The following is a 22,900-nucleotide window of genomic DNA, read 5'->3' as shown; positions in this document are numbered from 1 at the left end:
CTGCGCCGAATGCTTCTCCGCCATGGAGGGCGAGTCACGCCTTTCTACCTTGCCGACGACAAGGCGTTCTTGCGTTCTGCAGGAGGGACTGCCAGTCGGGTCCGAGAGGCATGACGCTTGCGCAGAATTACGCTATCCTCGGCTGCGTAGCGGCCTTGCAGCTCACGGATGTTTCATGAACTAAAACTGGACGTTTCTATTTATCCCCGACATGTATGGGTATCATATGGCTGGCCCTCCCACCGGAAGGTGTGCCTCAATGCCTGTGATTCATCGATAGAGCGAACGTCATGAAAGAAGGTTTCTACATTTCAACCGATATGGTTGAGGAATCGATACGTAATGATTTCTGGCGGGAGACGTCATCCCTGCTTTATGAAGTGTCGCCCATACGCGACGAGGGCGCGGGCGGCATGGCGGGTTCGGTGCGTTCGCGCCTCTTCGGCAGCATGGTGCTGGGCAATACGACGTTCAATACGCAAGACTGCCGACGTACCACCAGCCTGATCGCGCAGACGGATCTGGACTTCTATTTGCTGCAGGTGATCCTGGCTGGGGAGTACCGGGGGGATTTCGCCGGCAAGGATCTGCATGCTCGGCCGGGGGATATGTTCATTCTGGATCTGACCCGTCCGCTGAACAGCCGGAAAGAGCCCGGTGCCAGAATTACCCTGGTGATCCCGCGCAAGGATATTGACAAGTCCCTGGCAATGAAGAACTTGCATGGTGTGGTGCTGCCGGCCAGCGTGGCGACCAACCGATTGCTGTTCGATTTCATCGTCTCTCTCGATGGCCAGTTGGATGGGATGGAGGCCCGCGCCATTCCGGGCGTGCAGGAATCGCTCATGGTGCTGGTGAACGCCGCTCTTGGCGGCGTCACCCTCACCCACTCACAGCAAATGGCCATTAATCTCTCCATGCGGCAGCGCATCATCGAGTACATTGATCGGCATCTCGCTGATCCAGCGCTTGGCCCCAAGGCCATCATGCAGCATTTCAGGCTGTCGCATTCCCATCTTTATCGTGCGTTCGAGATGGATAAAGGCGTGGCGCGACTGATCAGGAACAAGCGGTTGGACATGGCATGCCGCATGGTTTTGCAGCAGCGGGATCAGCCGCTGTCCTTGAAAGCGCTTGCCTATCGCTGCGGTTTCTCGAGCGCGGCGCAGTTTTCGAGGTTTTTTCAGGACAGGTTTGGGGTCAATCCCAAAGAGTTGCGCCATTTGCAGGACACGTTGCCGCGCGGGATGAATTCTTCCATCCTGTTCCATGAGTACATTGCCGAGCGGATTCCGCCTGCCATTGGGGGGAATTGACGGTCGCAACGCAGGGGCGTCAGGTTGGGATCAAGTTCCCACCTTCCTTATTATTATATTGGCAGCCCTTTGGCTGCGCGGTAGCTCGCACATAGCCCAAGGTCACTACCCGCACCGCGTGACCAATGCGCGCATAAACCGCGTCGTCCTGGTTGGGCAAGGAAACGCGGGCCAGCTAGCCGGATGAGTCGAACCTCAGACCGTTGAGCGGCACCATACGATGTCGCAGGACAAGTTTGAATGCGACATCCAGGGGATGCACGTTCTGCATGATCTACCGGGCGATGTCGTCATCCATTATCTGCCACAACCATAACTCGAAATCGATGAGCCGGCCGTACCGGTCAAGCATTGGGTTTGACATGCACATCAGAAACATAGTCTCGGTGGTTCACTTTTGATAGCTATCAGTGCCAAAAAAAAGGATCGAGCTTGATAGGGGACAAATTCTCGCCCAGGAATTATCGATTTAATCCCAATTTAAATATGTTTTTGTTCCATATGGCGTTCTAAGCATGCTGGTTGCAACCCTGGAGCCATAAACTTTGCAACACTGTTATGTGTTGAAACTATGGAGGGAACGATATGGAAGTCACACGTAGGAATTTCGTCAAAGGGTGCGCAGCGGCCTGCGTTCTGTTATTGCCGGGCGTGGGCGCAGCCACGCAAAGCTCAGAAAGCGTTTTGGAGCCCGCTGCTGATTCGCGTATCGAAAAATCGATCAAGGCGGGCTTCGGCGGCGGCTTCTCGGTACGGGGGCATGCTCAAACCAGAGGGATGACTTACGCTGACATCGAACATGCCGGTAATCGTTACTCGGTCGCTTCCGCAGACATGCTTGATTGGACCATTGTCGCCTCTACCTGACCAATCAGGGCCGCGCTTCCGGGCCAGCAATGCCCAGGAGCCGAGGAGGCCTATCTGCTGGTGGCGGACGTGCCCAGAGTCGAGTTGAAAAACAATTTTTGCAGAGGAGTTGAGCAGTGACCGAGAAGATCAAGAGCATTCGCATTCACCCCGGTATGGGCTTGGCCCGCGTGGGAAACAGTGACGAGTTTTACATCGGCCCCGAGGCGCCGGGAATTGTGGTTGATCCGGGTGGTAGCAACGGACCGGGTCCGAACGGTGGGACTTATCGCGATGGCAAGGCGCGTCTGAAGCGCCAAGCACAGCGATATCGAGTATACGCCTATGATGAGAATGACAAAGTCGTTGCGGAACTTACGTCGGATTCGAATCTGGTCAAATCCATGCGATGGCGTGTGCATGTCAGAAATATGAAAGCGGCGAATTATGCGTTTCAAGGTCCATATCTGTTTGATCCTGACAAATTGCGCAATCCATCCATCCAACCCGGCAAAAAGCCGACCGAACGTGATCAACTGATCATCGATGCTGGAGTGCATACGATCTCCTCCGGGCAAACCGGCCCGGTTGCTATGAAGGGGGACATTTTCACGGGCGTTGGAAAAGTTTCGTTGCCAGGCGAATTGCGTTACGAAGGCTTCACGCCGAAGGATCCTTCAAAGGCTGTTGAAGTCAGCTATAAGGGTGCTAAGGATATTGAGCTTGGGCAGCTCCACCTGGACTCCCAAAGTCGATTGCTGTTCGTTCCCGGGCCTGGAAAAACGGAATGCGTCACGACGCCCAAGGTGGCCCTGTCGAACCCGAGCGCGTCCGTCAACCCTCCAAACGGCCCTCAAAATGGTGAAAACCCGCTGACGAACCAGTTTTCCTATTTCAATGTTCCGGGCTGGTGGGATGACACCTGTGGGGGTGAGATCGATGTCACGGTCACTCTCCAGGATGGCACTGTCTTGAGTACGCGTGACGGCGTGAAGGTAGAGACGGACGAAGGTACGAGGAATCCGCGCGCGGGGGCGTGGATTGTCACCGCACCGCCTAAGTTCGCCCCGCACATGTACCACGTGGTGTCTATTCTAGACCGCGTTTATGAGGCTTTCCCGGAGGCCTACCCCTACGCTGGGAAAAAGACGAATTTCTACCGCGATATCTATCCCATTTTTGCCAAGGCGGTAAATTACGGCTGGGTCAGTGCCGAGGCGGCGGGCGTTACGCCCGCGACGAAGGGGGCGGCCCATGGACCGGGGCAAGCTGGTGATTTGCTCAGCGCAGAGTATCTAGCTTCGTTGGCCGATCCACTCGAGAAGAGCAAGCCCATAAGACAAATGGTCTATGGATTGATGCGCCATGCGCCTGGAAAGCGCGGTCGGCTAGTGGATTCGCTGCTGCCCGCTCCTCCACAACGGCCAACCAGTTGGAAGAATGAAGAGTTCAAACGCACCGAGGACGATTCCAAGATGCCCAAGCTATGGGGTTCGGGGGGGAAACCTTTGCAGAACCAGCAGTTGGGCAACCATTTGCCGGAACAGTTTTTGAGCTTGACTGACTGGCAGCTGAATCATCTGAAGAACTGGGCAGATGGAGACTTCGAGGTCGGCGCCCTTCAGGAGCCCATACCCCTGGAGAAACTGCCATTGGGCGAACAGCCGCATGCACTCGATAGCTCGGCGCTCGAACCGACCATCGGCGGTGGCTTTCACCCGGGTATAGAGTTCCCTTACTTAATTCTCTATCGGGACTATTTCGCCGAAGCGTTCCGCGTGGGCAAAGACAACGCACCCGGTTCGCTGGCCGCCTATATGTCGAGTCCATGGCAAGGTGACTTCTGGTCATGCAACATGGCGTGGTGGCCGGTACAACGGCCGGACGTCGTTTTCGAATATGACGAAAGGAACCAATCCAGGACCCATAAAGAATGGTTCCGTGGGTACGACGCTGACGGTGAGCCGCTATCTTCCACTGATGGCTACAGCCAGATGGCGTATGCGTGGTCGAAACTGGGGATGGTGCTTCCAGTGAAGACCAAGGACGGCAGTTTTCTGAAAGATCGCGGCGCGACCGTATTCGTCGAGCAAGAACGTGATCCAATACTGAACCGGCCTCCCGCCAAAGGAAGCTGAGCCGTGCCCTCAGCGCAGAACGACCTGACGAGTACAGCATGGGACGTTGTTATCGTCGGCGCCGGGCCAGCTGGGGCAGCTACGGCGAACACGATGGCCGGATTTGGCCAGCGTGTTTTACTGGTGGACGAACGGGTATCCTCCAGCTTCAAGCTGGGCGAGTCGCTGCCGCCTGCCTCCATTGGCCTGGTCACGCGATTCCTGGGGGATCTCGAGCGTCCCGAACGGGACCTGCCGGGACTTTTTAGGACGGCGGGCAATGCCTCGCTGTGGGGAACCGACCAGGCGGATGTCTCTGACTTTTTCTTCACACCGACGGGCTTCGGGCTGTGCATCGAACGACTGGCATTTGATGAGGCGCTGCGGTCGAGGGCGGTCGCGGCCGGTGCAACGTTGCTCAAAGGTGCTCGCTTCGAGAGCTGCGCGAGGATCGCGGACGGCTTCTCAAATTGGCAAGTGACCTTAACGTCAGGTATGCAGGCGCGGCAATATCGCGCCCGTTATCTGGTTGACTGTTCCGGTCGGCGGGCGGTCGTGGCCAGAGCGCTAGGTGTCCCGATCATTCAACATCATGATCAGCTATTTGCCTACGCGCAATGGTACTCCAGTACCAATAAAGATGATGACCGCTATACACGGATTGAGGCCATGCCGCACGGCTGGTGGTATAGCAATCGCTTGCCGGGCGCTGAACGGGACCAAACCAGGCGGCTGGTAATCTTTCTTTCCGACAAGGACCTGCCTGCAGCGAGAATGGCCGCGCGCTCTCAAGGCTTCGATCAGTTGTTGAACGATTCGACGTTTATTAGGCCATTGCTCCATGACAGGGGCTTTCACCCTTGTGGGGAAATTCGAGGGGCGCCCGCCAACAGCCAGCGATTACAGGATTTCTGCGGTGAAGCCTGGATGGCGGTGGGCGATGCGGCGCAAGCGTATGATCCCCTGTCGTCGCAAGGCATCGACAAGGCACTCAGAACGGGTAGCCACGCTGGACACATGGTTCACTATGCATTGACAGACTGTCCGCCAGGTACGTCGGCATTGGACAGCCGCAATACTCATATCCACGAATACGCTGAGCAGCAACTGCAACTTTGGCAAACATACATATCACAACGAGATTATTACTATCGTGTCCAACCTCGTTGGTCCGATCAGCCTTTTTGGCAACGTCGGCAGCGCCGCGATAACTCCGACCAGGAAAACTTCCGTTAACGACCGTATCGACGCGTTGCGCCAGGTTCCATCGATTATTTGCTCAGACTCCATTGAAACTAGGATTCGTGTCAAAGATCCAGCTTCGTGACTTTCGTCCCATTGATGGACACATCGCCCATTAGTCCGGCGTTGGTCAACACGATCACCTGGACAGGAGCGGTGGCCGTCGTCGTGTCGATCACGCCATTTTCGCCGATCTTGACGAGAGCGACCGATGCGTCCGCGCCGGCAGTCCAGCCTTTGGAGTTGTGGAATTCGTCCAGCGCATCTTTTGTCATGAACAGGAATACGATGGCTTTCGATTGGGCACCTGCCTGTAAACCGACCGATAGAGACGACAAATTGTAGTAGCTCACTGTGCGCCCATTTACCCGCAACGCCCCATTACCGGACTGGCCTCCGACAATCAGACCCGCTTGAATCACGTCCGGGAAGATGAGCAGGCCGCGGGATTTCGAGACAAGCTCACGTGAACCCTTAATCGTGGAATACATGCGACTGAGAGTGACGTCGACGCTTGCGTCGATGGCTTTGCTCTTTGACACGTTGACTGACGGAGTATCCGGCTTGTTAGGGGTGGCAGTGCAGCCGGCGAGGGTGAGGCTGCTGATCATAAACGCCGCAATAAATCCAGACGCAAAATTATTTTTCATCGATTTTCCATTTTTAAGAAACACATCGGATCCACCAAAAATTCAGTTCTTCCATGCCAAGGTGGTTAAACACTGGAGCTCCATGACTAGAAATAAAAGAATCGATCTGTAACCTCCAGGCGACCGTATCAAAGTGCAGCTATGTTCAGCCAGCGCTGCCGAGGCACTGCAACAGTTTTGGCGTTTCATATAAAGATTGGTGAAAATTATCAGAACGGCTGAAGTTGGGACCCATAAAGCTGCAGCCTGTATCTTTGCGGAAAAATGCATTTTTCAGAGGTAGGCTTTCACGTTCTTGGCACTCTGCGAACCAGCACTATTCTAGCTGGAGCCTCTCGAAAGGGAAGATTGTCAGTGTCCCAAATGAATTGCCAATTTGTCCCGTTGCGACATGTGTTGGCTTGTTCGCTGCATTCCCCTTGGTATAGAAAAGACCGCAGGGGCTCCGACCACGAGGAACGATGGCCCAGTGTCTCCAAACAATACCCAGATGGGATAAATCGTCGGTAAATATGGAACAAAATCGCTTCTCCGTCAGGCTCGCGGCGATACAATTTTCAATCTGGTCATCCGACGTAATGATCGCTGTAGGCTTTCCATTAACCGTGCTTGGGTCTCGCGCCAATTCGGAATGACCCACTTATTTGGATCGCGTATGCAGCAATAGGTATTGAGTGAAAAACAGACGCCCGTTCCATGATCGATGACTGTAAGCAACGGGGCATTCAGCGGACTAATGATGAATGATTTGATTGAGTTGGGGCGACTGGTCACGCTCGGCCTTGTCGTACTGTTGCCATTGGCGAATCCACTGACTTCCATGACGTTGTTGCTATCTCTGGGTGAGAGAATTCCCCACGATGAGCGTCAACGCCAAATCAGGCAGGCCGCCTGTTATGTCGTTGGCATTATGTTGGTCGCCTACTACGCGGGGGTTTGGATCATGCACACCTTTGGAATTTCCGTTCCCGGCTTGCGAATCGCTGGAGGCCTGATAGTGACCGGCATTGGTTTCAATATGCTGTTTCCTTCGTCGGGAGTAGAAGATATCCCTGAGGCAGATAAAGTGGAAAAGGCGCTTGATCGGAAACAGACGCCAAATATCGCGTTTGTTCCACTGGCTCTGCCTGGAACAGCAGGGCCGGGCACGATCGCGCTGATTATTAGCGCAGCTGCTTCCACTAAGGGCGTCATCAATCCGGACGCTTCAGAGTGGGTATTGAGCGTCGCTCCCATTATTGTTTTTTCTCTACTCGGATTGTTATTCTGGGTTTGCCTGAGTTCCTCTACGGTACTTGTAAGATTGCTTGGTCATGGTGGCGTGGAAGCTTTGTCGCGAGTGATGGGTTTTCTGTTGGTATGCATGGGAGTGCAGTTTTTGATTAACGGCGTCCTTGAAATAGTCACTTTGCAGGGTGGCGGGTCGGGTCATGTGTAGGCAAGGTTCTGCAGACTTGATGATTTGCGAATATTGCGACAGCATCTACCGTCGCCCGACGTCGTTGGACGAAGGAGTCGCGCGCTGCGAGAGATGCGCGTTTGAGCTCCGCCGTGGATGTCGCTTGAGTGCTGATGGGTGGCTGGCCCTGACGATCGCCGCTGGAGTCATGTTCCTGATTGCGAACAGCTACCCAGTACTGCAGATAAATCTACAGGGAATACATAACGAAACTACGCTTTGGCAAGCGGCAAGTGCGTTGGCACAGGGCCTCACTGTTCCCCTTGCCGTGCCGGCTGCCCTTTTCATTATTCTGGTGCCGTTCCTGCAGATTTCCCTGCTCGGATGGGTGCTTGCGTATTCCCGCGTTGGTCGGCGTGCCCCTGGCTTCGTATATGTGATGCGCATATTGGGCATCCTGCGTCCTTGGAGCATGGTCGAAGTCGGGCTCCTCGGAATTTTGATTGCGGCGATAAAGCTATCCAAGCTGGCAGACATTGTCCTCGGGGCTGGTATCTGGGCCATGGCGGCATCAATGATTTTAATTACTATTGTCTCGAAACGCGATTTATCCTCTTTGTGGGATATAGACGAGTATAGTCGCCAGCGTACGACGGCACGCGTATGAAATCCCTGCCGCCCCGAGCTGATCAGTTGGGAATGATCCGTTGTCATATTTGTGATCTCGTTTTCCAACCTGCTGAAGAGCCTGGCAAAGCCGTACGATGCCCCCGCTGTGCGGCAGCCGTGCACCGACGCCTTCCCAATAGCATTGTCCGAACCTGGGCCTTCTTGATAGCAGGAGTGATTCTCTACATTCCTGCGAATATATTGCCAGTCATGTACACCAGTTTTTTTGGAAATGGTATCGAAAGCACCATCACGGACGGTGTCGTCAGTTTCTGGAATAGCGGGTCTTACGGGATCGCTCTGGTGATTTTTATTGCCAGCATAGCAGTGCCGTGCGCGAAATTTCTAATACTTGCCACGTTGCTGATCACTGCGCGTAAACGTAGTCGCTGGGCCAGACTGGAGCGGGCCCGATTGTATCGAATGATCGAGCACATAGGTTATTGGTCCATGCTCGACGTTCTGGTCGTCGCCGTGGTAGTGGCATTAGTGAAATTTCGTGAGCTGGCTACCATAGAGCCGCGCGTGGGGATCCTTTTTTTTGGTGCGGTAGTGATTCTCACGATGCTGTCCGCCATGAGTTTTGACCCCCGTCTGATTTGGGATGATGAAGAATGAATGATGGACCGAATCTCGCATCCGAGCCGCATGAGCTTCGTATAACGCCTCGCCGCAGCCGCCCGTCGCTTATTTGGCTGGTGCCTGCCACGGCAGTGCTAATTGGCTTGGCTATGCTGATGCATACATGGTTGTCGGAAGGGCCAAGGATTGCTATTACCTTTCAGACAGCCGAAGGTCTGACGGCCGGGAAAACCGCAGTCAAGTACAAGGACGTCACCATTGGCACGGTGTCCTCAATTGATCTGAGCAGCGATGGCACGCACGTAGTCGTCCACGTGTCATTAGTCAAAAGTGCTTATAGCTTGACGCACGAAGGTACCCGGTTCTGGGTGGTCCGGCCTCGTATTGGTATGCATGGCGTGTCTGGAATCGATACGTTGCTGTCCGGCGCGTACATCGCGGTGGATAGTGCAAAATCTGGCAAGATGACGACTTCGTTTGTTGGCCTCGAAGACCCGCCTGCCGTGATCACGGGGATGCCGGGAAGATCATTTCTTCTGCATACGAAAGACCTGGGATCGTTGGACATCGGATCTCCGGTTTACTACAGAAGGATTCAAGTCGGTCGAATATCCGCATATAAATTGAGTGATGGAGGCGACGGTATTGATATCAGGGTATTCGTTGACTCACCCTATGAGAACCTCGTCACGACGAGTAGCCGGTTCTGGCAAGCGAGTGGCGTGGATCTATCGGTTAATGCGGAGGGCTTCAGGCTCAAGACGCAGTCCCTTGACACCATCCTGGCCGGAGGGATTACATTCGATTCACCCAAGCATGACCGAGGCACTCCTGCGCCTGAGCAGGCTGAATTTGTACTGGCCAAAGATCAGGAGACGGCATTTGCCCCGCCAGAAGGGCCCCCCTCATACATCCAGTTGAAATTCGACCAGTCGCTACCCGGTCTTTCGGTAGGCGCACCAGTACAGTTCTCAGGAATGGATTTCGGGCGTGTCGTTTCGCTTGATCTTGATTACGATCCGGACAGCGAGCGCTTTCCAACGATCGTCAATATCGCGGTGTATCCGCAACGGCTTGGGCGGGTGCTGAGAAAATTGCCTGATGCCGGCGATATTCAGGGGCAAAGCGCCGCACCGCACTCGCAGTTCCTGGGCAGCCTTGTTGAGCGTGGCTTGCGAGCGCAGGTCAGGCCCGGGAATTTGTTGACGGGGCAACGCTATATCGCACTCGATTTCATACCGGATGCGCCCAAGGTTGCGTTTGATGCGGAAGCAATGCCCCTGACATTACCCACAATTCCCAGTAGTTACGACCAAATTGGAGATAGAGTGGCCAGCATTCTGGACAAAATAGACAAAATGCCGCTTGAGTCGATGGGCAAAAGGCTTGATGCGTCGCTCTTGAATCTCGAGACGACACTGCGTCAGATAAATGGCCAGGTTCTGCCCGAGGCATCCAAGACGCTCAAACAGACTCGAGACACCCTGCGAGGAATGGAGTATTGGCTATCCGAAGACTCCCCAACGCAGCAGAGTCTGGGCGAAACGCTGCTCGAGGTGCAACGTACTTCACGTTCGTTGCGCACACTGACCGATATGCTCGGCCGCAACCCTGAGGCCTTGCTGCGTGGTTTGCCTTAGATGTTTTATCAGATTTCTTCTGTGACTTTCGGGGAATCAAATTGATGTTTCGCTTCTCTCAAGCGGCCATACTACTGGTCACTACATTGATACTAGGTGCTTGCGCATCGGCACCGATCCACTATCACACCTTGGTGGCTCCTCCATCAGAGGCTGCTTTCCCGGGGCAACGGGTGCCCTTCTTGATTGAGGTCCTGCCAGTTGGTGTTCCGGAGCAGCTCGATCGTCCCCAGCTCGTAGTACGTCATGGTGACAACGGTGTGTCGGTGCTTGAAACCGAGCGTTGGGCATCGATGCTGGACGATGAAATCCGTCAAGCACTATCTGCGGCATTGACTCAACAACTCGGGACAAAGGATATCGCAGGGCTGACGGGGTCAGTCCGGGCACCGGTAGTGCGAGTCAAGCTACAAGTGCGTCGGTTCGATGCTTGGTTGGGCACGAAGGTCCATCTGAGTGCGGACTGGAGTCTGAGTGTCGTCGGTAAGGCAAAAGAAGGTGGTTTGACCTGCGGCGCCCAGTTCAGCCTTTCAGCCCCGGGTGGCTATGTGGAGTTGGTCCAAGCCCAGCAGCAAGCTATCAGTTTGTTGGCCGAACGCATCGCTGCCGATGCGAGAAAGATATCCACATTGGAAGTTGTGAACGCAAACGAGTGCTAGCGTTTGCGGTGTCGCCTCGTCGATTTTCGCGCTGTCACGGATCGGGCTCGCGCCTGCAGTCGCGCGCGCCAGAGAATTGGTCGTCCCCATAAATCAGATAGCCTTGCGGCGAATTCGCCCCGCGCGTGATAAGACAATCGCGGGGGCGAATTCGAGGGTGGCATGGCGTGGCCTGCTACTGCGGGTTTTCAACCCGCTCAATTAGGCGTTGCGCCAGAAGACTCCACCAGCCCCTTCCACAGTATGACTTCCTTATCCAGGAACTTCTTGAAATCCGCCGGGCTGCTGCCCACGGCTTCAGAGCCCTGGTCCTCAATGGTTTTGCGCACCTCCGGGCTGCTCATCACGGTGGAGATGCCGCGCGAGAGTGTATCCACGACGGGTGCCGGGGTGCCGGCCGGAACGAAGATCGCATTCCAGGTGGCCACGTTGAAGCCGGGCAGCGTCTTGGAGATGAGTGGTACGTCCGGAATCTGAGGAGCTGGCTTGTCGGTGGTCAAGCCCAGTGCTTTCACTTTTCCGCTGCGTATGTAACCCAGTGCATCGATCAAAGGGGCGAACATGACCTGTATGCTGCCGCCAATCAAATCTGTGACGGCTGGAGCGGCGCCCTTGTAGGGTATGTGCGTCATCTCGACATTGGCCATGGTCGTGAACATGACGCCGCCCAGGTGCTGCGAGGTTCCCGAGCCGCCAGAGCCGTAGTTCAGTTCGCCGGGCTTCTTCTTTGCCAATTCGATCAAGCCGGCCACATCGTTCACCGGCAGGTCATTGTTGACGATGAGCACCAACGGCGTATGAACGATCTGCGATACCGGAATGAAGTCCTTCAGGATATCGAACGGCAGGCTCTTGAACAATGAGATATTGGCGATGGATGTGCTGGTTCCCACGAACAGGGTGTAGCCGTCGGGCTTCGATCGGGCAACGTAGTCTCCCGCGATATTCCCGCTGGCGCCGGGTTTGTTTTCCACGACGACCGGCTGCTTGAACTCCTTGGAAAGTCCGTTGGCCAGGATGCGCGCCACGATGTCGGTGCTGCCGCCGGCCGAGAACGGCACGACGACATTGACGCTGCGCTCCGGGTAGGCGGCGTGGGCCAGGGTGCTGCAAGCTGCGGAGGCCGCAACGAGCAGCGTGAAAAAGGTGGTTCGTAAGTGGGACATGTCTCTTCCTTTATAAGTTATGGGAATGGGCGGCGCGCCTATGAAAGTACGGCCACCGTTTTCCTCTGGATCAGATCGAAATCGATTTTTGCGCCCAGGCCCGGATCCGTCGGCGCATAGACGTAGCCGTCGGCGTCGGCATGGATGTCTTCAGCCAGGCCGTACTTCTGGGCGCCGTCGGGCAGGAGCACTTCGAAGAACTCGGTATTCTTCAGCGCCATGATCACGTGCAGGCCGGCAACGTTGTTCAGGGAGTTTCCACCATGGTGGACTTCGTAGTTCATCCGGAAGGATTCAGCCAGGTGGGCGGTCTTCATCATGGTGGTGATGCCGCCTTTCAGCGCCACGTCGCCTCGCAGGAAGTCGGTCGCTTGCTGCAGCACCCAGGGGGCGTAGGAATCGAGCCCGACGGCCGGGAATTCGGTGGCCATGATGGGAATATGCAGTTGCTGCTTGAGCTTTACATAGTTGTAGATGTCGGCATCGTGCAAAGGATCCTCGTACCAGTAGTAGTTCAGATCCTGCAATGCGCGGCCCACTCGCACCGCTTCGGGATACTGGTAGCTCCATGCGGCATCCAGCATCACCAGGTAATCGTCTCCCACCGCTTTGCGGACGGCTTCGCAAACCTTGATGTCTTCCTGCCAGGGGTGCGGGGGATGGATCTTGTAGGCCGCCCAGTTCAGCGACTGGTAGTGCAGCGCCTCTTCGGCATATTCCTGCGGGCTGTCCAGTATCATCGAGCTTGCATACGCCTTGACGCGGTCCCGGTAGGAGCCCAGCAGCCGATGGATGGGCAGGCCGGCCACCTTGCCGCAGATGTCCCAAAGCGCGACATCGCAGGCGCCGACGGTGCGGACGGTCGTGGTCCTGGCCCTGCGCCACAGTGCGTGGTACAGGCGCTCGCGGTCCAGCGGATTCTGCCCCATCAGGATGGGCTTCAGGTACTTGATCAGGTTGGGGCCGTCCAGGTCCGCGCCGTAATACGCGGAACCCAGGAAGCTGTGGCCCGTGATTCCTTCGTCGGTTTCGATTTTCAGCAGCCCCAGTTTGCTGGAGCCGGCGAACTTGCCTGTGTGCGCCGCATAGCTGGTTGGCGGAATATCGTCCCAGGCAAACAGTGTCAGGGTGACATCGATTATTTTCATGGTGTCCTTTGATTGTTGTAGGGTGAAGAGGTTTGTCAAACGTAGGCCGGGCCTTCGATGACGGGATGGGCGCGAAGAAACTCTTCGTCGACGGCTACGCCCAGCCCCGGTTCGTCCGATGGGCTTACGCAGCCGTTTTCATCGAGACTGTCCGCGCGCCGTGTCAGGCGGTCACGAAACAAATTCTCTTTGGCGGTGTCGGCTTCGAAATAGCCCCCGTTATCGATGGAGGCCAGTACATGAATGCTGGAGGCCATATTCAGTCCCGTTGCGCAGGTATGCGGGCACAAGGGAAGCCGCCAGGCCGAGCCCAGTGCCGCGATGCGCATCAGTTCGGTAATGCCGCCGGCCTTGGACGCGTCGGGCTGAAGAATGCCAACCGCCTTGTCCTCGATCAATCGGGCGAACTCGTAGCGCGTGTAGTGGTTCTCGCCGGCTGCCAGGGGCGTCGTCCCCAGCAGGGCCGCGGCGGTGGCGTAGCTGCGATAATCATGGGGCGAGAACGGCTCTTCCAGCCAGATAACCTTGCATTCCCGCAGCGCGGAAGCCACATTGTGCACGTCGGCCAGCGAGTAGGCCGTGTTGGCGTCGGCCATGATGCCCAGCTCGTCGCCGAACGCTTTGCGTACGGCTTGAAGCCGCTCGATGTCCAGCGCCGCCGTGTCGCCCAGGCGAAGCTTGATCGCCCTATAGCCCTGTTCCCGCAAGGCATGGACTTCGTTCACCAGGATGTCCGGCGCCTGGAAGCCCAGGGAAATGCCGCCGGCATAGGCGGGGATGGGCTTGCGGGATCCGCCCAGCAGGCGATAGACGGGCCAGCCGACCGCCTGGCCCCGGATGTCCCATAGCGCCTGGTCGATGCCGCTGAACGCCAGGGCGGCGGCCGTGCCCATGCCATGGCTGGCCATTTGCTTTACGTAGACCTTGTCCCAGATGTGGTTGACTTCATCGGCGGGCATGCCCAGCAGCAATTGCTGCAAGGTGGTGTTTACCAGGTGGGCGATCGCACCGGGGCAGCGGCCGTGGTGGGACTCTCCCCAGCCCACCAGCCCGCCTCGTGTGACGATCTTGATGATCACGCAGTCGCGCTTGACGGCTCGGCCGATGCCCAGCGTGACGCCATCGCGTACGGGCACTGATGACGCAATGGCCCGCAGTTCGACGATATCCAGGTCTGTCTTGCTCATGCTCGGCCTCCTCGCAGCGCGCAGCGGCCAGGCCAGGCTTCTGGATTCACGAGATATTCGGGGCGCTCGCCTGCCATCATCTGGAGAAGCTGCTTGACGGTGCCTGAGCTCATGTCGTTGAAGCTTTCGGCCGTAACCCCGGCGACATGCGGCGTGAGCAGGACGTTGTCCAACTCGAAGAAGGCATGACCCCGATCCAGCGGCTGGCTCGCATATACATCCAGCGCCGCTCCCCGTATCCGTTTTTCCCGCAGGGCGTCGACCAGGGCCCGCTCGTTCACGATGGCGCCTCGGGCCGCGTTCAACAAGACTGCGTCCTTCTTCATGCCTTGCAGTTCTTTCGCGCCGATCATGCCCCGCGTTTCATCCGTTAATGGGCAGCACAGCGCCACATAGTCGCTGTTCGCCAGCAAGTCTGTGAGCGATGCCGCCCGCACATTGTCGGGCAGGGCGATGCCGGCCCTTTGCAAACCGAGCACTTGCATGCCGAATCCGGCGATGCAGGCTTGTGCCAGTCCCTGGCCGATTGTGCCGACGCCAACGACGCCCAGCGTCTTTCCCGACAACTGTGTGGCCATCGAGGTGAGCGCGCGTCCGGCATCCCACCCTTGAGCTCGGATTGTGGCTTCCATGCGCGCCAGAGGCCGGGCAAAGGCGAGCATGGCCGAAACGTAATATTCCACAACCGCCTGCGCGTTGGCGCCCGGGACATTGGCAACAGGTATGCCCAAGGCTGTGGCGGCGTCTACCGGAATCAGGTCCAGGCCGGTACCGTGCCTGACCACGCCTCGAAGCCGGGCGGCATGCTGGAAGATATCGTCGGGCAGCTTATTGCGCACCACAAGGAAGTCCGCGTCCGCGATGGCGGAGCGATAGCCGCTGGCGCTGCGGTCCTTCAATATGACCACCTCGGCCACCTTCTTCAATTGCTCCATGGCTGCAACGGACATTGTTTCTGTGCATAGAACTTTCATGGCTGCACTCCCTCCGTCCCACTGTAGGCGGGGCCGTCGGCCCATGGAGAAAACTCGGCGGGCAGCAGTATTTTGTTTTCTTGCGTCAGGACGAAGGGCTGGACCTTCGCCGCATAAGACTTCCAGTCGGGATTGGCCAGCAGTATCGCGCGGCGGCGCGCCCGGTCGGCAAGGTCCTCGTACGCCCACATGTGCACCACCTGATTAAGGGTCCCCATCTCAGACAGGAAGTAGCCCACCAGGTGGCCAAGAATGGGCCGCTGGATGGCCAGGCCCTCGTTCTGGTAAGCCTTGACATACTGCGCCGCCTTGCCGCAGAGGCAGGTATAGATGCGTTCTTCAATGATCATGTTGTGGCCAACACCTTTATAAACACTTATAGTCCTGTGTAGGACTTTAGTGTCGTCTGACTTCGTATGCTTGTCAAGGCCAAAGCCGATTTTTTTTATGCAACAGTCATTCCGACCTGGAGATAAACTATCGCCATGACAATAAGACCCTCCCGCTCGCTACCCGATATCCGCTTGGCTGGTCCCGAAGGCTTGCCAAGGTATTTGCAGTTGAAGAACGCCCTGGCGGAAGAGATAGCGGCGGGGCGGTGGAAGGCGGAAGAGCAGTTGCCCGCTGAAGATGTGCTGGTGCAGGCTTCGGGCTTCAGCCTGGGTACGGTGCAGCGGGCGTTGCGCATGCTGGTCGATGAAGGCATTCTCGTTCGGCGCCATGGTTCTGGAACCTTTGTCGCGAAACAGTCTCATCCTTTGGGCGGGCCCTTCCAGCACTTCCGCTTCGTCGACGATGCCGGCGATGGAATCTTGCCGATCTACACCACGGTGCTGAAGCGCTTCATCGTGAAGGAAGCGGGTCCTTGGGATGCTTTTCTCGATAGCGGCGAAATTGTCTGCATAGACCGTGAGTTTTCCATCAACAACGAGTTCTCTCTATATGTGCGCATCTTCTTCTGCACCATCCGCTTTCCCGAGTTGACGTCCATCGACACGGCAAAGCTGAACGGTGTCAGTTTCAAGGACCTTTTGTTCCGAAGGTACCGCCAGCGGACGGCCTCGTACACAGAGCAAATGAGCGTCCAGCCTCTTCCGGCTTTCGTTACGCAGGCGCTGAAATTGCCAAAGGGAACGGTTGGCGCACGCCTGGACATCGTTGCACGAGATACAAGAGGCGATGCCATTTATGTGCAATACGCGTACATCCCTCCCAACGGAAGACAGCTGTTGATGTCTTGAAGTAAATTTCCTTGAAACGAATCTGGAGTTCTATCGTGAAAACCTGGCTCACCATGGCGGCCCTGGCGGCCGCGGCGACCGTCGCCCATGCGGCGGATAGCGCCATCACTGTCTACCAGGACCCCAACTGCGGATGCTGTTCCGGCTGGGTACAGCACATGCGCGATGCGGGCTTTGAAGTCAAAGCCATAAAAACCGCCGATATGGCCACGGTCAAGCAGAAGCTGGGCGTGCCGATGAATTTAAGTTCTTGCCATACCGGCGTGGTGGAGGGCACCGGGCAGGTGATCGAAGGCCATGTGCCGGCCAATGCGGTGCGCAAGCTGCTGGCGGATTCGTCCGTCAAGGGTGTTTCAGCGCCCGGCATGCCCTTGAACTCGCCCGGCATGGGCCAGCTTGATGGCAATCTGGTCACTGTTGATTTTGCCGGCAGGCCCTTTTCGCGAGATTGATGGCTGCGATAGGTGATGGGCGTGGACGATCCGCATTTTCGCCGGCCCTTGCCTCGATCCATTTAAAGCAATCGCCCTGACCGGAATGTGCAATTCTTCGGGAACCTGCCGTCTGAAATCGGGTCAACAATAGATCTCTTGAATGCCGGCGGCATGCCGTGGCGTTCCTTTTACTTCAAAACAGGTAAACCGATATGTCCATACAGCAGCTGTTGCAGCAAGTTCTTCAATCCGGCCAAAGCCTGGCGCAGGATGCCGGCAGCAAGGTGAACCAGGCGGCGCCGGGCCTGGGCTCGACGTTGGGCGGCTTTGGCGGCGGCGCGCTGGCCGGCGGTGCTTTGGGGCTGCTCCTGGGCAACAAGAAGTTCCGCAAGATGGGCGGCAGCGTGGCCGCATACGGCGGCGCTGCGGCGCTGGGCGCCCTGGCGCTCAAGACCTACCAGGACTGGCAGCAGAAGTCGGCCGAGCAGGCGGCGGTTTCCAACCCGGCGCAAATTGCGCCGCAACCGATTCCGGCGCCGGCGGCGATACCCGCCAGCCAACTCGAAGAGCACAGCCGCATCATTCTGGCGGCGATGATCGCCGCCGCCAAGGCGGATGGGCACATAGGCGCCGAAGAGCGCCAGTTGCTGGATGCGGAAATTGCCAAGGCAAGCAATCACGCCGCCGACCGAGCCTGGTTCGACGCGCAATTGGCCAAGCCGGCCGATCCCATGGAAACCGCGGCATTGGCGACAACGCCGGAGCAGGCCGCCGAGGTGTACCTGGCCAGCCTGCTGGTCATCGACGAGCAAAGCTATATGGAGCGCGCCTATCTGGATGAACTCGCTCGCCAGATGCCGCTGCCCGAAGGCTTGAAGCTGGAACTGGAAGCCAAGGTGCGCAGCTTGGCTTAACGCTGCTGGCTGGCCGTTGGTGACCTCAGCTACTCTCGCCGCTCCTTCCCGCCGGCATATGCACCGGATCGAAGTGCGTCATCACGTCCAGCACGGGCTCGTTCTGCATGACCCGCTTGCGCGCCTCCGTGGCAATGGCGTGACCCTGGGTGATGGTCAGGTCGCCGTCCATTTCCAGGTCGACCTCCACCCAGATCATGTCGCCCAGCTTGCGGGTCTTCAGTCCGTGTATGCCGTGCACGCCGGGGGTCGATAACAGGTAACCGCGTATCCGTCCCTCGGTTTCATCGTCCACGGCCGAATCCATCAGGTCGTTGAAGGACCTGAAGAAAAACCGCCAGCCCATGCGTATGATCATCAGCCCCACCACCAGCGCCGCCAGCGGATCGGCCAGGTGGAAGCCGCCCAGGTTGGCCAGGATGCCCAGCGCCACCACCAGGGAGGAGGCGGCGTCCGAGCGGGCATGCCAGGCATTGGCGACCAGCATGGACGAGCGCACCCGCTTGGCGACGCGCAGCATGTAGCGGAACAGCAACTCCTTGGAAGCCAGGGCCAGCAGGGCGACGGCCAGCGCGGCGCTGTGCACTTCGGGAATGGCTTGCGGGCTTTGCAGCTTGACGAAGCTGCTCCACAGCATGCCTATGCCCACCGACAGCAGCAGGGCGCCGATGATGAGCGAGGCGGCCGTCTCGAAGCGCCTGTGGCCGTAGGGGTGATCGGCATCGGGCGCCTTCTGGCTGTGCTTGTTGGCGACCAGGACGACGCCATCGGACACCAGGTCGGACAGCGAATGAATGGCGTCGGCGACCAGGGCCTGCGAATGCGCGAACAGCCCGACGACCAGCTGGATGGCGGTGAGCGCGATGTTGACCGCGACGCTCACCAGGGTGCTGCGGTGCCCGGCGATCTGGCGATCGGGGGCAAAGTGCGGACTCATGGCTAACTGATGCGCATGCCGGGCTGTGCGCCCGGCCAGGGCTCGAGAATATAGATGCCGGGATCGGCTTTCTCGTCGTTGTGGCTGGCGGCCAGCACCATGCCCTCGGATACGCCGAAGCGCATTTTTCGGGGAGCCAGATTGGCGACCAATACGGTCAGCTTGTCGATCAGGTCGGCCGGCTGGTACGACGCCTTGATGCCGGAGAACACCTGGCGGTGGCGGCCTTCGCCCACATCCAGGGTCAGGCGCAGCAGCTTGTCGGAGCCGTCGACGGCTTCGCAGTGGACGATGCGGGCGATGCGCAGGTCGACCTTGGCGAAATCCTTGATGTCTATGGTTTCGGCGATGGCTTCGCCGCCAGGCGTGGGTACGGGCTCGGCGGGCGGCTCGAAAAGATCGTCCAGCATCTTGGGCTCGACGCGCTGCATCAGGTGCTTGAAGGGGGCGATCTGCGCGGGCAGCTGGCCGGCGTCGGGCCAGCGGAAGGCGTCCGTTGCGCCGAACAGGTCGCGCGCGACTTTATCGGCAAGTTCCGGCAGCACAGGGGTCAACATGACCGACAAGGCCTTGAAGCCGGCCAGGGCGCGGGAACACACATTCTGCAGCCCGGCTTTCTGTTCGTCGCCGGCGGTGGCGATGCCTTTGGCCATGACCCAGGGCTGGGCGGCGTCGAAGGCCTGATTGATCTGGTCGGCATGGGCCATGATGCGGCGTATGGCGCGGCCGTACTCGCGCAGTTCGAAATCGGCGCGCACCGTTTCCGCCACTTGCGCCAGTTCGTCTTGCAGGACCTGGGTGTCGCCCAGGTAGGCCAGTTGGCCGTCGAAATGCTTGCTGATGAAATTGGCGGCGCGGCTGGCGATGTTCACGTACTTGCCGACCAGGTCGCTGTTGACGCGTGCGATGAAGTCGTCGGGATTGAAGTCCACGTCTTCGACGTGGGAGTTCAGCTTGGCCGCGATGTAATAGCGCATCCATTCGGCATTCATGCCGAGTTCCAGGTAGCGCAGCGGCGAGATGCCGGTGCCGCGGCTTTTGGACATTTTCTCGCCGCTGACGGTGATGAAGCCGTGCACGTGCAGGCCGTCGGGCGTCTTCCTGCCCGAGAACTTCAGCATGGCGGGCCAGAACAGGGCGTGGAAATACACGATGTCCTTGCCGATGAAATGCACTTGTTCGGTGCTGCTGTCGGGCGCGGTCAGGGCATCGAAATCCAGGCCCTGCTTGTCGCAATAGGCTTTCAGTGAGGCCAGGTAGCCCACCGGCGCATCCAGCCAGACATAGAAGTATTTGCCGGGGGCGTCCGGAATGGGAATGCCGAAATAGGGTTCGTCGCGCGAGATGTCCCAGTCGGCCAGCTTGGCTTCGCCGTCGTCGCTGCCCGTCCCCAGCCATTCGCGGGTCTTGGCCAGCACTTCGGCTTGCAGGCGCTTATTGCCGCTGGCATTGCTGCCGGTGGTCCAGGCTTGCAGGAACTCGACGCAGCGCGGGTCGGACAGCTTGAAAAAGAAGTGTTCGGACGACTTCAGCACCGGCGTCGCTTTGGTCAGCGTGGAATACGGATCGATGAGCTCGGTGGGCGCGTACACGGCCCCGCAAACTTCGCAGGAGTCGCCGTACTGATCTTTGGCATGGCAGCGCGGGCACTCGCCCTTGATGTAGCGATCGGGCAGGAACATGCCCTTTACAGGGTCGTAGAACTGCTCGATGGTGCGCGTGTCGATGAAGCCGGCCGTTTTAAGGCGCCGGTAGATGTCCTGCGACAGCGCGATGTTTTCGGCCGAATCGGTGGAGTGCCAATGGTCGAACTCGATGTGGAAGCCATTGAGGTACTGGGGGCGCTCGCCGGCATAGCGGGCCACCAGGGCCTGCGGCGTGATGCCTTCGCTTTCCGCCTTGAGCATGATGGGCGCCCCATGGGCATCGTCCGCGCCCACGAAATGCACCGTGTGCCCCGACATTCGCATCGAACGCACCCAGATGTCGGCCTGGATGTATTCCATGATGTGGCCGATATGGAAGGAACCGTTGGCGTAAGGCAGGGCAGTGGTTACGAATAGCGTGCGAGGCATGTCGGAAGATGTCTATGAAAAGATTGAGAAAAAGCGGGGAACTGCCAATTTTAGGGCTTTCCCCCGGATCATGCTGAACACGCAAGCATAGCAGGCGGGCAAGGCGCGGCCGCCCATGACCCGATTTCGGCTCCGGACATGCATCCGATTCTGCGGATTGGTGATGAATTGTTAAGTTTGGTGTGCGAACGCCATCGGGCGGGCGTGCGCTGGGTATGATGGGCGCCCGCTTTGTCCCTTAGGGGATTTCGCGCATCTCGATGTCGGTCACGTCCTTGTTTTTGAAGACGTTTTTGGCCGAATCGGGCCGACGGCGCTCGTCCCAGTATGCCTTCACGCCGAAGGGGCGGCCCTTGATGCGCGCCACGACGTACAGGATGGCGACGGCGATTGCGGTGGAAATCATGAATATGAATGCCATGGCCATGCCGAAAACGGCCAGCACCAGAAACAAGATACCGCGGAGAATTTGATTAAATGTATTCATATTGATTACGTAGACCCCGTCAGGGGAAAATAATTCCCCCAATCCGAGCGTTCGTTTGGGGAAAATTAATTCTTCTATCCGCTATTCTTGAGGCTTCGGTGTACTTATTTCAAGCAAGGCCTATAGTCATGAGCTTAAATCCTGAACAAATACTGGGTGCGCTATCCGAAGTGATGGACCCCCACACCAAGAAGAAGCTTGCCGTTACGGCGAAAAACTGTGAAATACAGTTGAATGGAGCGGATATAGATATCACTGTACCCCTTGGTTATCCATCGCACAATGGGCTGACGGAATTGAAGAAACGGATTGAAACCGCTTTGGCGGCATTGGGCTTGAACTTGAAATCGCTGGACGCGAAGACCGCCATACAGACCCATGCCGTACAGCCGGGCCTGAGGCCCTTGCCCAATGTGCGCAACATCATCGCCGTGGCGTCGGGCAAGGGCGGCGTGGGCAAAAGCACGACCGCCGTGAACATCGCCCTGGCGCTGCTGAACCAGGGCGCCCGGGTGGGACTGCTGGATGCCGACATCTATGGCCCCAGCGTACCCATCATGCTGGGCCTGTCGGGCAAGCCCAAGAGCCTGGACGGCAAGACCATGGAACCTCTGGTGGGCCATGGCTTGCAAGCCAATTCCATCGGTTTTCTTATTGAAGAGGATTCGCCGGCCATCTGGCGCGGCCCGATGGTGACGCAGGCGCTGACGCAGTTGCTGAACCAGACCAACTGGAACGACCTGGACTACCTGATCGTCGACATGCCGCCCGGAACCGGCGATATTGCCTTGACGATGGCGCAGAAGGTGCCGCTGACCGGCGCCGTCATCGTTACGACGCCGCAGGACCTGGCTCTGGCCGACGCGCGCAAGGGCTTGCGCATGTTCCAGAAAGTGAACGTTCCGGTGCTGGGCGTGGTCGAAAACATGTCTGTGCACATTTGCACCCATTGCGGCCATGCCGAGCCCATTTTTGGTGAAAACGGCGGGCGCAACATGGCGGCGGAATTCAATTTGCCCTGGCTGGGCGCATTGCCCTTGCAACTGAACATACGAACCCAGACCGATTCAGGCAATCCCACCGTGGTCGCCGACCCCAAGGGCGAGGCGGCCAAGGCCTATAACGATATTGCGCAAGGCATAGCGGCCAATGTGGCGGCCCTGCCGCGCGATATGTCCGGAAAAATGCCCACGGTCGTGGCAAGGAAGACTTGATTT

General features: G+C 57.9%; 22 protein-coding genes. 13 read left to right on the top strand and 9 right to left on the bottom strand.

Annotated elements, in window-relative coordinates:
* Positions 1-290: 290 nt before the first annotated feature.
* From OEG81_RS14675 to OEG81_RS14660, 4 genes are all read left to right on the top strand, one after another.
* A complete protein-coding gene (locus OEG81_RS14675; protein WP_264130018.1) occupies positions 291-1,316 on the top strand; it encodes a helix-turn-helix domain-containing protein in 1,026 nt (341 codons plus the stop codon).
* A gap of 585 nt (positions 1,317-1,901) precedes the next feature.
* Complete coding sequence (locus tag OEG81_RS14670; RefSeq protein WP_264130017.1) at positions 1,902-2,183, top strand: twin-arginine translocation signal domain-containing protein; 282 nt, start codon at positions 1,902-1,904, stop codon at positions 2,181-2,183.
* Between the two features lie 116 nt (positions 2,184-2,299).
* Positions 2,300-4,300, top strand: coding sequence for a LodA/GoxA family CTQ-dependent oxidase (locus tag OEG81_RS14665; RefSeq protein ID WP_264130016.1), 2,001 nt, complete (start codon positions 2,300-2,302; stop codon positions 4,298-4,300).
* Between the two features lie 3 nt (positions 4,301-4,303).
* Positions 4,304-5,515 carry an NAD(P)/FAD-dependent oxidoreductase gene (locus OEG81_RS14660; protein ID WP_264130015.1) on the top strand — a complete coding sequence of 404 codons (1,212 nt, stop codon included), beginning with the start codon at positions 4,304-4,306 and terminating at the stop codon, positions 5,513-5,515.
* Between the two features lie 71 nt (positions 5,516-5,586).
* On the opposite strand, the gene OEG81_RS14655 is transcribed toward OEG81_RS14660, so the two are convergent.
* Complete coding sequence (locus tag OEG81_RS14655) at positions 5,587-6,171, bottom strand: YSC84-related protein (protein ID WP_264130014.1); 585 nt, start codon at positions 6,169-6,171, stop codon at positions 5,587-5,589.
* 736 nt (positions 6,172-6,907) lie between these two features.
* Between OEG81_RS14655 and OEG81_RS14650 the strand changes: the two genes are divergently transcribed.
* The 5 genes from OEG81_RS14650 to OEG81_RS14630 all read left to right on the top strand — a co-directional run bounded on the left by OEG81_RS14650 (position 6,908) and on the right by OEG81_RS14630 (position 11,120).
* Positions 6,908-7,609 carry a MarC family NAAT transporter gene (locus OEG81_RS14650; RefSeq protein ID WP_317135384.1) on the top strand — a complete coding sequence of 234 codons (702 nt, stop codon included), beginning with the start codon at positions 6,908-6,910 and terminating at the stop codon, positions 7,607-7,609.
* A 124-nt stretch (positions 7,610-7,733) separates the two neighbouring features.
* Entirely contained in the window at positions 7,734-8,237 is a 504-nt protein-coding gene (locus OEG81_RS14645; protein ID WP_264130013.1) for a paraquat-inducible protein A, read from the top strand.
* Positions 8,234-8,857, top strand: coding sequence for a paraquat-inducible protein A (locus tag OEG81_RS14640; protein ID WP_264130012.1), 624 nt, complete (start codon positions 8,234-8,236; stop codon positions 8,855-8,857). Before OEG81_RS14645 ends, OEG81_RS14640 begins: the two co-directional genes overlap by 4 nt.
* Complete coding sequence (locus OEG81_RS14635) at positions 8,854-10,461, top strand: intermembrane transport protein PqiB (protein ID WP_264130011.1); 1,608 nt, start codon at positions 8,854-8,856, stop codon at positions 10,459-10,461. The genes OEG81_RS14640 and OEG81_RS14635 overlap by 4 nt, the downstream gene beginning before the upstream one ends.
* Before the next feature lie 44 nt (positions 10,462-10,505).
* Positions 10,506-11,120, top strand: coding sequence for a membrane integrity-associated transporter subunit PqiC (locus OEG81_RS14630; protein ID WP_264130010.1), 615 nt, complete (start codon positions 10,506-10,508; stop codon positions 11,118-11,120).
* Positions 11,121-11,317: 197 nt separating this feature from the next.
* Here OEG81_RS14630 and OEG81_RS14625 read toward each other — a convergent pair whose 3' ends face one another.
* The 5 genes from OEG81_RS14625 to OEG81_RS14605 are packed head-to-tail and all read right to left on the bottom strand — an operon-like array spanning position 11,318 to position 15,945.
* Entirely contained in the window at positions 11,318-12,286 is a 969-nt protein-coding gene (locus OEG81_RS14625; protein WP_264130009.1) for a Bug family tripartite tricarboxylate transporter substrate binding protein, read from the bottom strand.
* 38 nt (positions 12,287-12,324) lie between these two features.
* On the bottom strand, positions 12,325-13,434 hold the full coding sequence (locus OEG81_RS14620; RefSeq protein WP_264130008.1) for an enolase C-terminal domain-like protein: 1,110 nt from the start codon (positions 13,432-13,434) through the stop codon (positions 12,325-12,327).
* Between the two features lie 35 nt (positions 13,435-13,469).
* Complete coding sequence (locus tag OEG81_RS14615) at positions 13,470-14,621, bottom strand: mandelate racemase/muconate lactonizing enzyme family protein (RefSeq protein WP_264130007.1); 1,152 nt, start codon at positions 14,619-14,621, stop codon at positions 13,470-13,472.
* Positions 14,618-15,595, bottom strand: coding sequence for an NAD(P)-dependent oxidoreductase (locus OEG81_RS14610; RefSeq protein ID WP_264130005.1), 978 nt, complete (start codon positions 15,593-15,595; stop codon positions 14,618-14,620). Before OEG81_RS14610 ends, OEG81_RS14615 begins: the two co-directional genes overlap by 4 nt.
* The gene (locus tag OEG81_RS14605) at positions 15,592-15,945 is read right to left on the bottom strand and encodes an NIPSNAP family protein (RefSeq protein ID WP_264130004.1); all 354 of its coding nucleotides are present in this window, start codon (positions 15,943-15,945) and stop codon (positions 15,592-15,594) included. Before OEG81_RS14605 ends, OEG81_RS14610 begins: the two co-directional genes overlap by 4 nt.
* A gap of 210 nt (positions 15,946-16,155) precedes the next feature.
* Between OEG81_RS14605 and OEG81_RS14600 the strand changes: the two genes are divergently transcribed.
* The 3 genes from OEG81_RS14600 to OEG81_RS14590 all read left to right on the top strand — a co-directional run bounded on the left by OEG81_RS14600 (position 16,156) and on the right by OEG81_RS14590 (position 18,184).
* The gene (locus OEG81_RS14600) at positions 16,156-16,836 is read left to right on the top strand and encodes a GntR family transcriptional regulator (RefSeq protein ID WP_264130003.1); all 681 of its coding nucleotides are present in this window, start codon (positions 16,156-16,158) and stop codon (positions 16,834-16,836) included.
* 35 nt (positions 16,837-16,871) lie between these two features.
* Complete coding sequence (locus OEG81_RS14595; protein WP_264130002.1) at positions 16,872-17,288, top strand: DUF411 domain-containing protein; 417 nt, start codon at positions 16,872-16,874, stop codon at positions 17,286-17,288.
* A 194-nt stretch (positions 17,289-17,482) separates the two neighbouring features.
* Positions 17,483-18,184 (top strand): tellurite resistance TerB family protein, encoded by a 702-nt coding sequence (locus OEG81_RS14590; protein WP_264130001.1) that lies wholly within the window; start codon positions 17,483-17,485, stop codon positions 18,182-18,184.
* A gap of 25 nt (positions 18,185-18,209) precedes the next feature.
* On the opposite strand, the gene OEG81_RS14585 is transcribed toward OEG81_RS14590, so the two are convergent.
* The 3 genes from OEG81_RS14585 to OEG81_RS14575 form a co-directional block, all read right to left on the bottom strand.
* Complete coding sequence (locus OEG81_RS14585) at positions 18,210-19,121, bottom strand: cation diffusion facilitator family transporter (protein ID WP_264130000.1); 912 nt, start codon at positions 19,119-19,121, stop codon at positions 18,210-18,212.
* A gap of 2 nt (positions 19,122-19,123) precedes the next feature.
* Positions 19,124-21,196, bottom strand: coding sequence for a methionine--tRNA ligase (gene metG / locus OEG81_RS14580; protein ID WP_264129999.1), 2,073 nt, complete (start codon positions 21,194-21,196; stop codon positions 19,124-19,126).
* Between the two features lie 238 nt (positions 21,197-21,434).
* A complete protein-coding gene (locus OEG81_RS14575) occupies positions 21,435-21,683 on the bottom strand; it encodes a hypothetical protein (RefSeq protein WP_412034074.1) in 249 nt (82 codons plus the stop codon).
* A 128-nt stretch (positions 21,684-21,811) separates the two neighbouring features.
* On the opposite strand from OEG81_RS14575, the gene apbC reads away from it, so the two are divergent.
* On the top strand, positions 21,812-22,897 hold the full coding sequence (apbC, locus tag OEG81_RS14570) for an iron-sulfur cluster carrier protein ApbC (RefSeq protein ID WP_264129997.1): 1,086 nt from the start codon (positions 21,812-21,814) through the stop codon (positions 22,895-22,897).
* The last annotated feature ends 3 nt before the right edge of the window (positions 22,898-22,900 follow it).

Source organism: Pollutimonas sp. M17, from assembly GCF_025836975.1.
Taxonomy (GTDB): Bacteria; Pseudomonadota; Gammaproteobacteria; order Burkholderiales; family Burkholderiaceae_B.
Note: the sequence above shows the minus strand (reverse complement) of the source record. Positions and strands in the feature narration are given on the sequence as shown.

Excerpts from the sequence above, each read along its gene's own strand:
- OEG81_RS14675 (WP_264130018.1), top strand. The coding sequence starts at position 291 with ATGAAAGAAGGTTTCTACATTTCAACCGATATGGTTGAGGAATCGATA.
- OEG81_RS14670 (WP_264130017.1), top strand. The coding sequence starts at position 1,902 with ATGGAAGTCACACGTAGGAATTTCGTCAAAGGGTGCGCAGCGGCCTGC.
- OEG81_RS14655 (WP_264130014.1), bottom strand. The coding sequence starts at position 6,171 with ATGAAAAATAATTTTGCGTCTGGATTTATTGCGGCGTTTATGATCAGC.
- OEG81_RS14650 (WP_317135384.1), top strand. The coding sequence starts at position 6,908 with ATGATGAATGATTTGATTGAGTTGGGGCGACTGGTCACGCTCGGCCTT.
- OEG81_RS14640 (WP_264130012.1), top strand. The coding sequence starts at position 8,234 with ATGAAATCCCTGCCGCCCCGAGCTGATCAGTTGGGAATGATCCGTTGT.
- OEG81_RS14635 (WP_264130011.1), top strand. The coding sequence starts at position 8,854 with ATGAATGATGGACCGAATCTCGCATCCGAGCCGCATGAGCTTCGTATA.
- OEG81_RS14630 (WP_264130010.1), top strand. The coding sequence starts at position 10,506 with ATGTTTCGCTTCTCTCAAGCGGCCATACTACTGGTCACTACATTGATA.
- OEG81_RS14625 (WP_264130009.1), bottom strand. The coding sequence starts at position 12,286 with ATGTCCCACTTACGAACCACCTTTTTCACGCTGCTCGTTGCGGCCTCC.
- OEG81_RS14620 (WP_264130008.1), bottom strand. The coding sequence starts at position 13,434 with ATGAAAATAATCGATGTCACCCTGACACTGTTTGCCTGGGACGATATT.
- OEG81_RS14615 (WP_264130007.1), bottom strand. The coding sequence starts at position 14,621 with ATGAGCAAGACAGACCTGGATATCGTCGAACTGCGGGCCATTGCGTCA.
- OEG81_RS14610 (WP_264130005.1), bottom strand. The coding sequence starts at position 15,595 with ATGAAAGTTCTATGCACAGAAACAATGTCCGTTGCAGCCATGGAGCAA.
- OEG81_RS14605 (WP_264130004.1), bottom strand. The coding sequence starts at position 15,945 with ATGATCATTGAAGAACGCATCTATACCTGCCTCTGCGGCAAGGCGGCG.
- OEG81_RS14590 (WP_264130001.1), top strand. The coding sequence starts at position 17,483 with ATGTCCATACAGCAGCTGTTGCAGCAAGTTCTTCAATCCGGCCAAAGC.
- OEG81_RS14585 (WP_264130000.1), bottom strand. The coding sequence starts at position 19,121 with ATGAGTCCGCACTTTGCCCCCGATCGCCAGATCGCCGGGCACCGCAGC.
- metG (WP_264129999.1), bottom strand. The coding sequence starts at position 21,196 with ATGCCTCGCACGCTATTCGTAACCACTGCCCTGCCTTACGCCAACGGT.
- OEG81_RS14575 (WP_412034074.1), bottom strand. The coding sequence starts at position 21,683 with ATGAATACATTTAATCAAATTCTCCGCGGTATCTTGTTTCTGGTGCTG.
- apbC (WP_264129997.1), top strand. The coding sequence starts at position 21,812 with ATGAGCTTAAATCCTGAACAAATACTGGGTGCGCTATCCGAAGTGATG.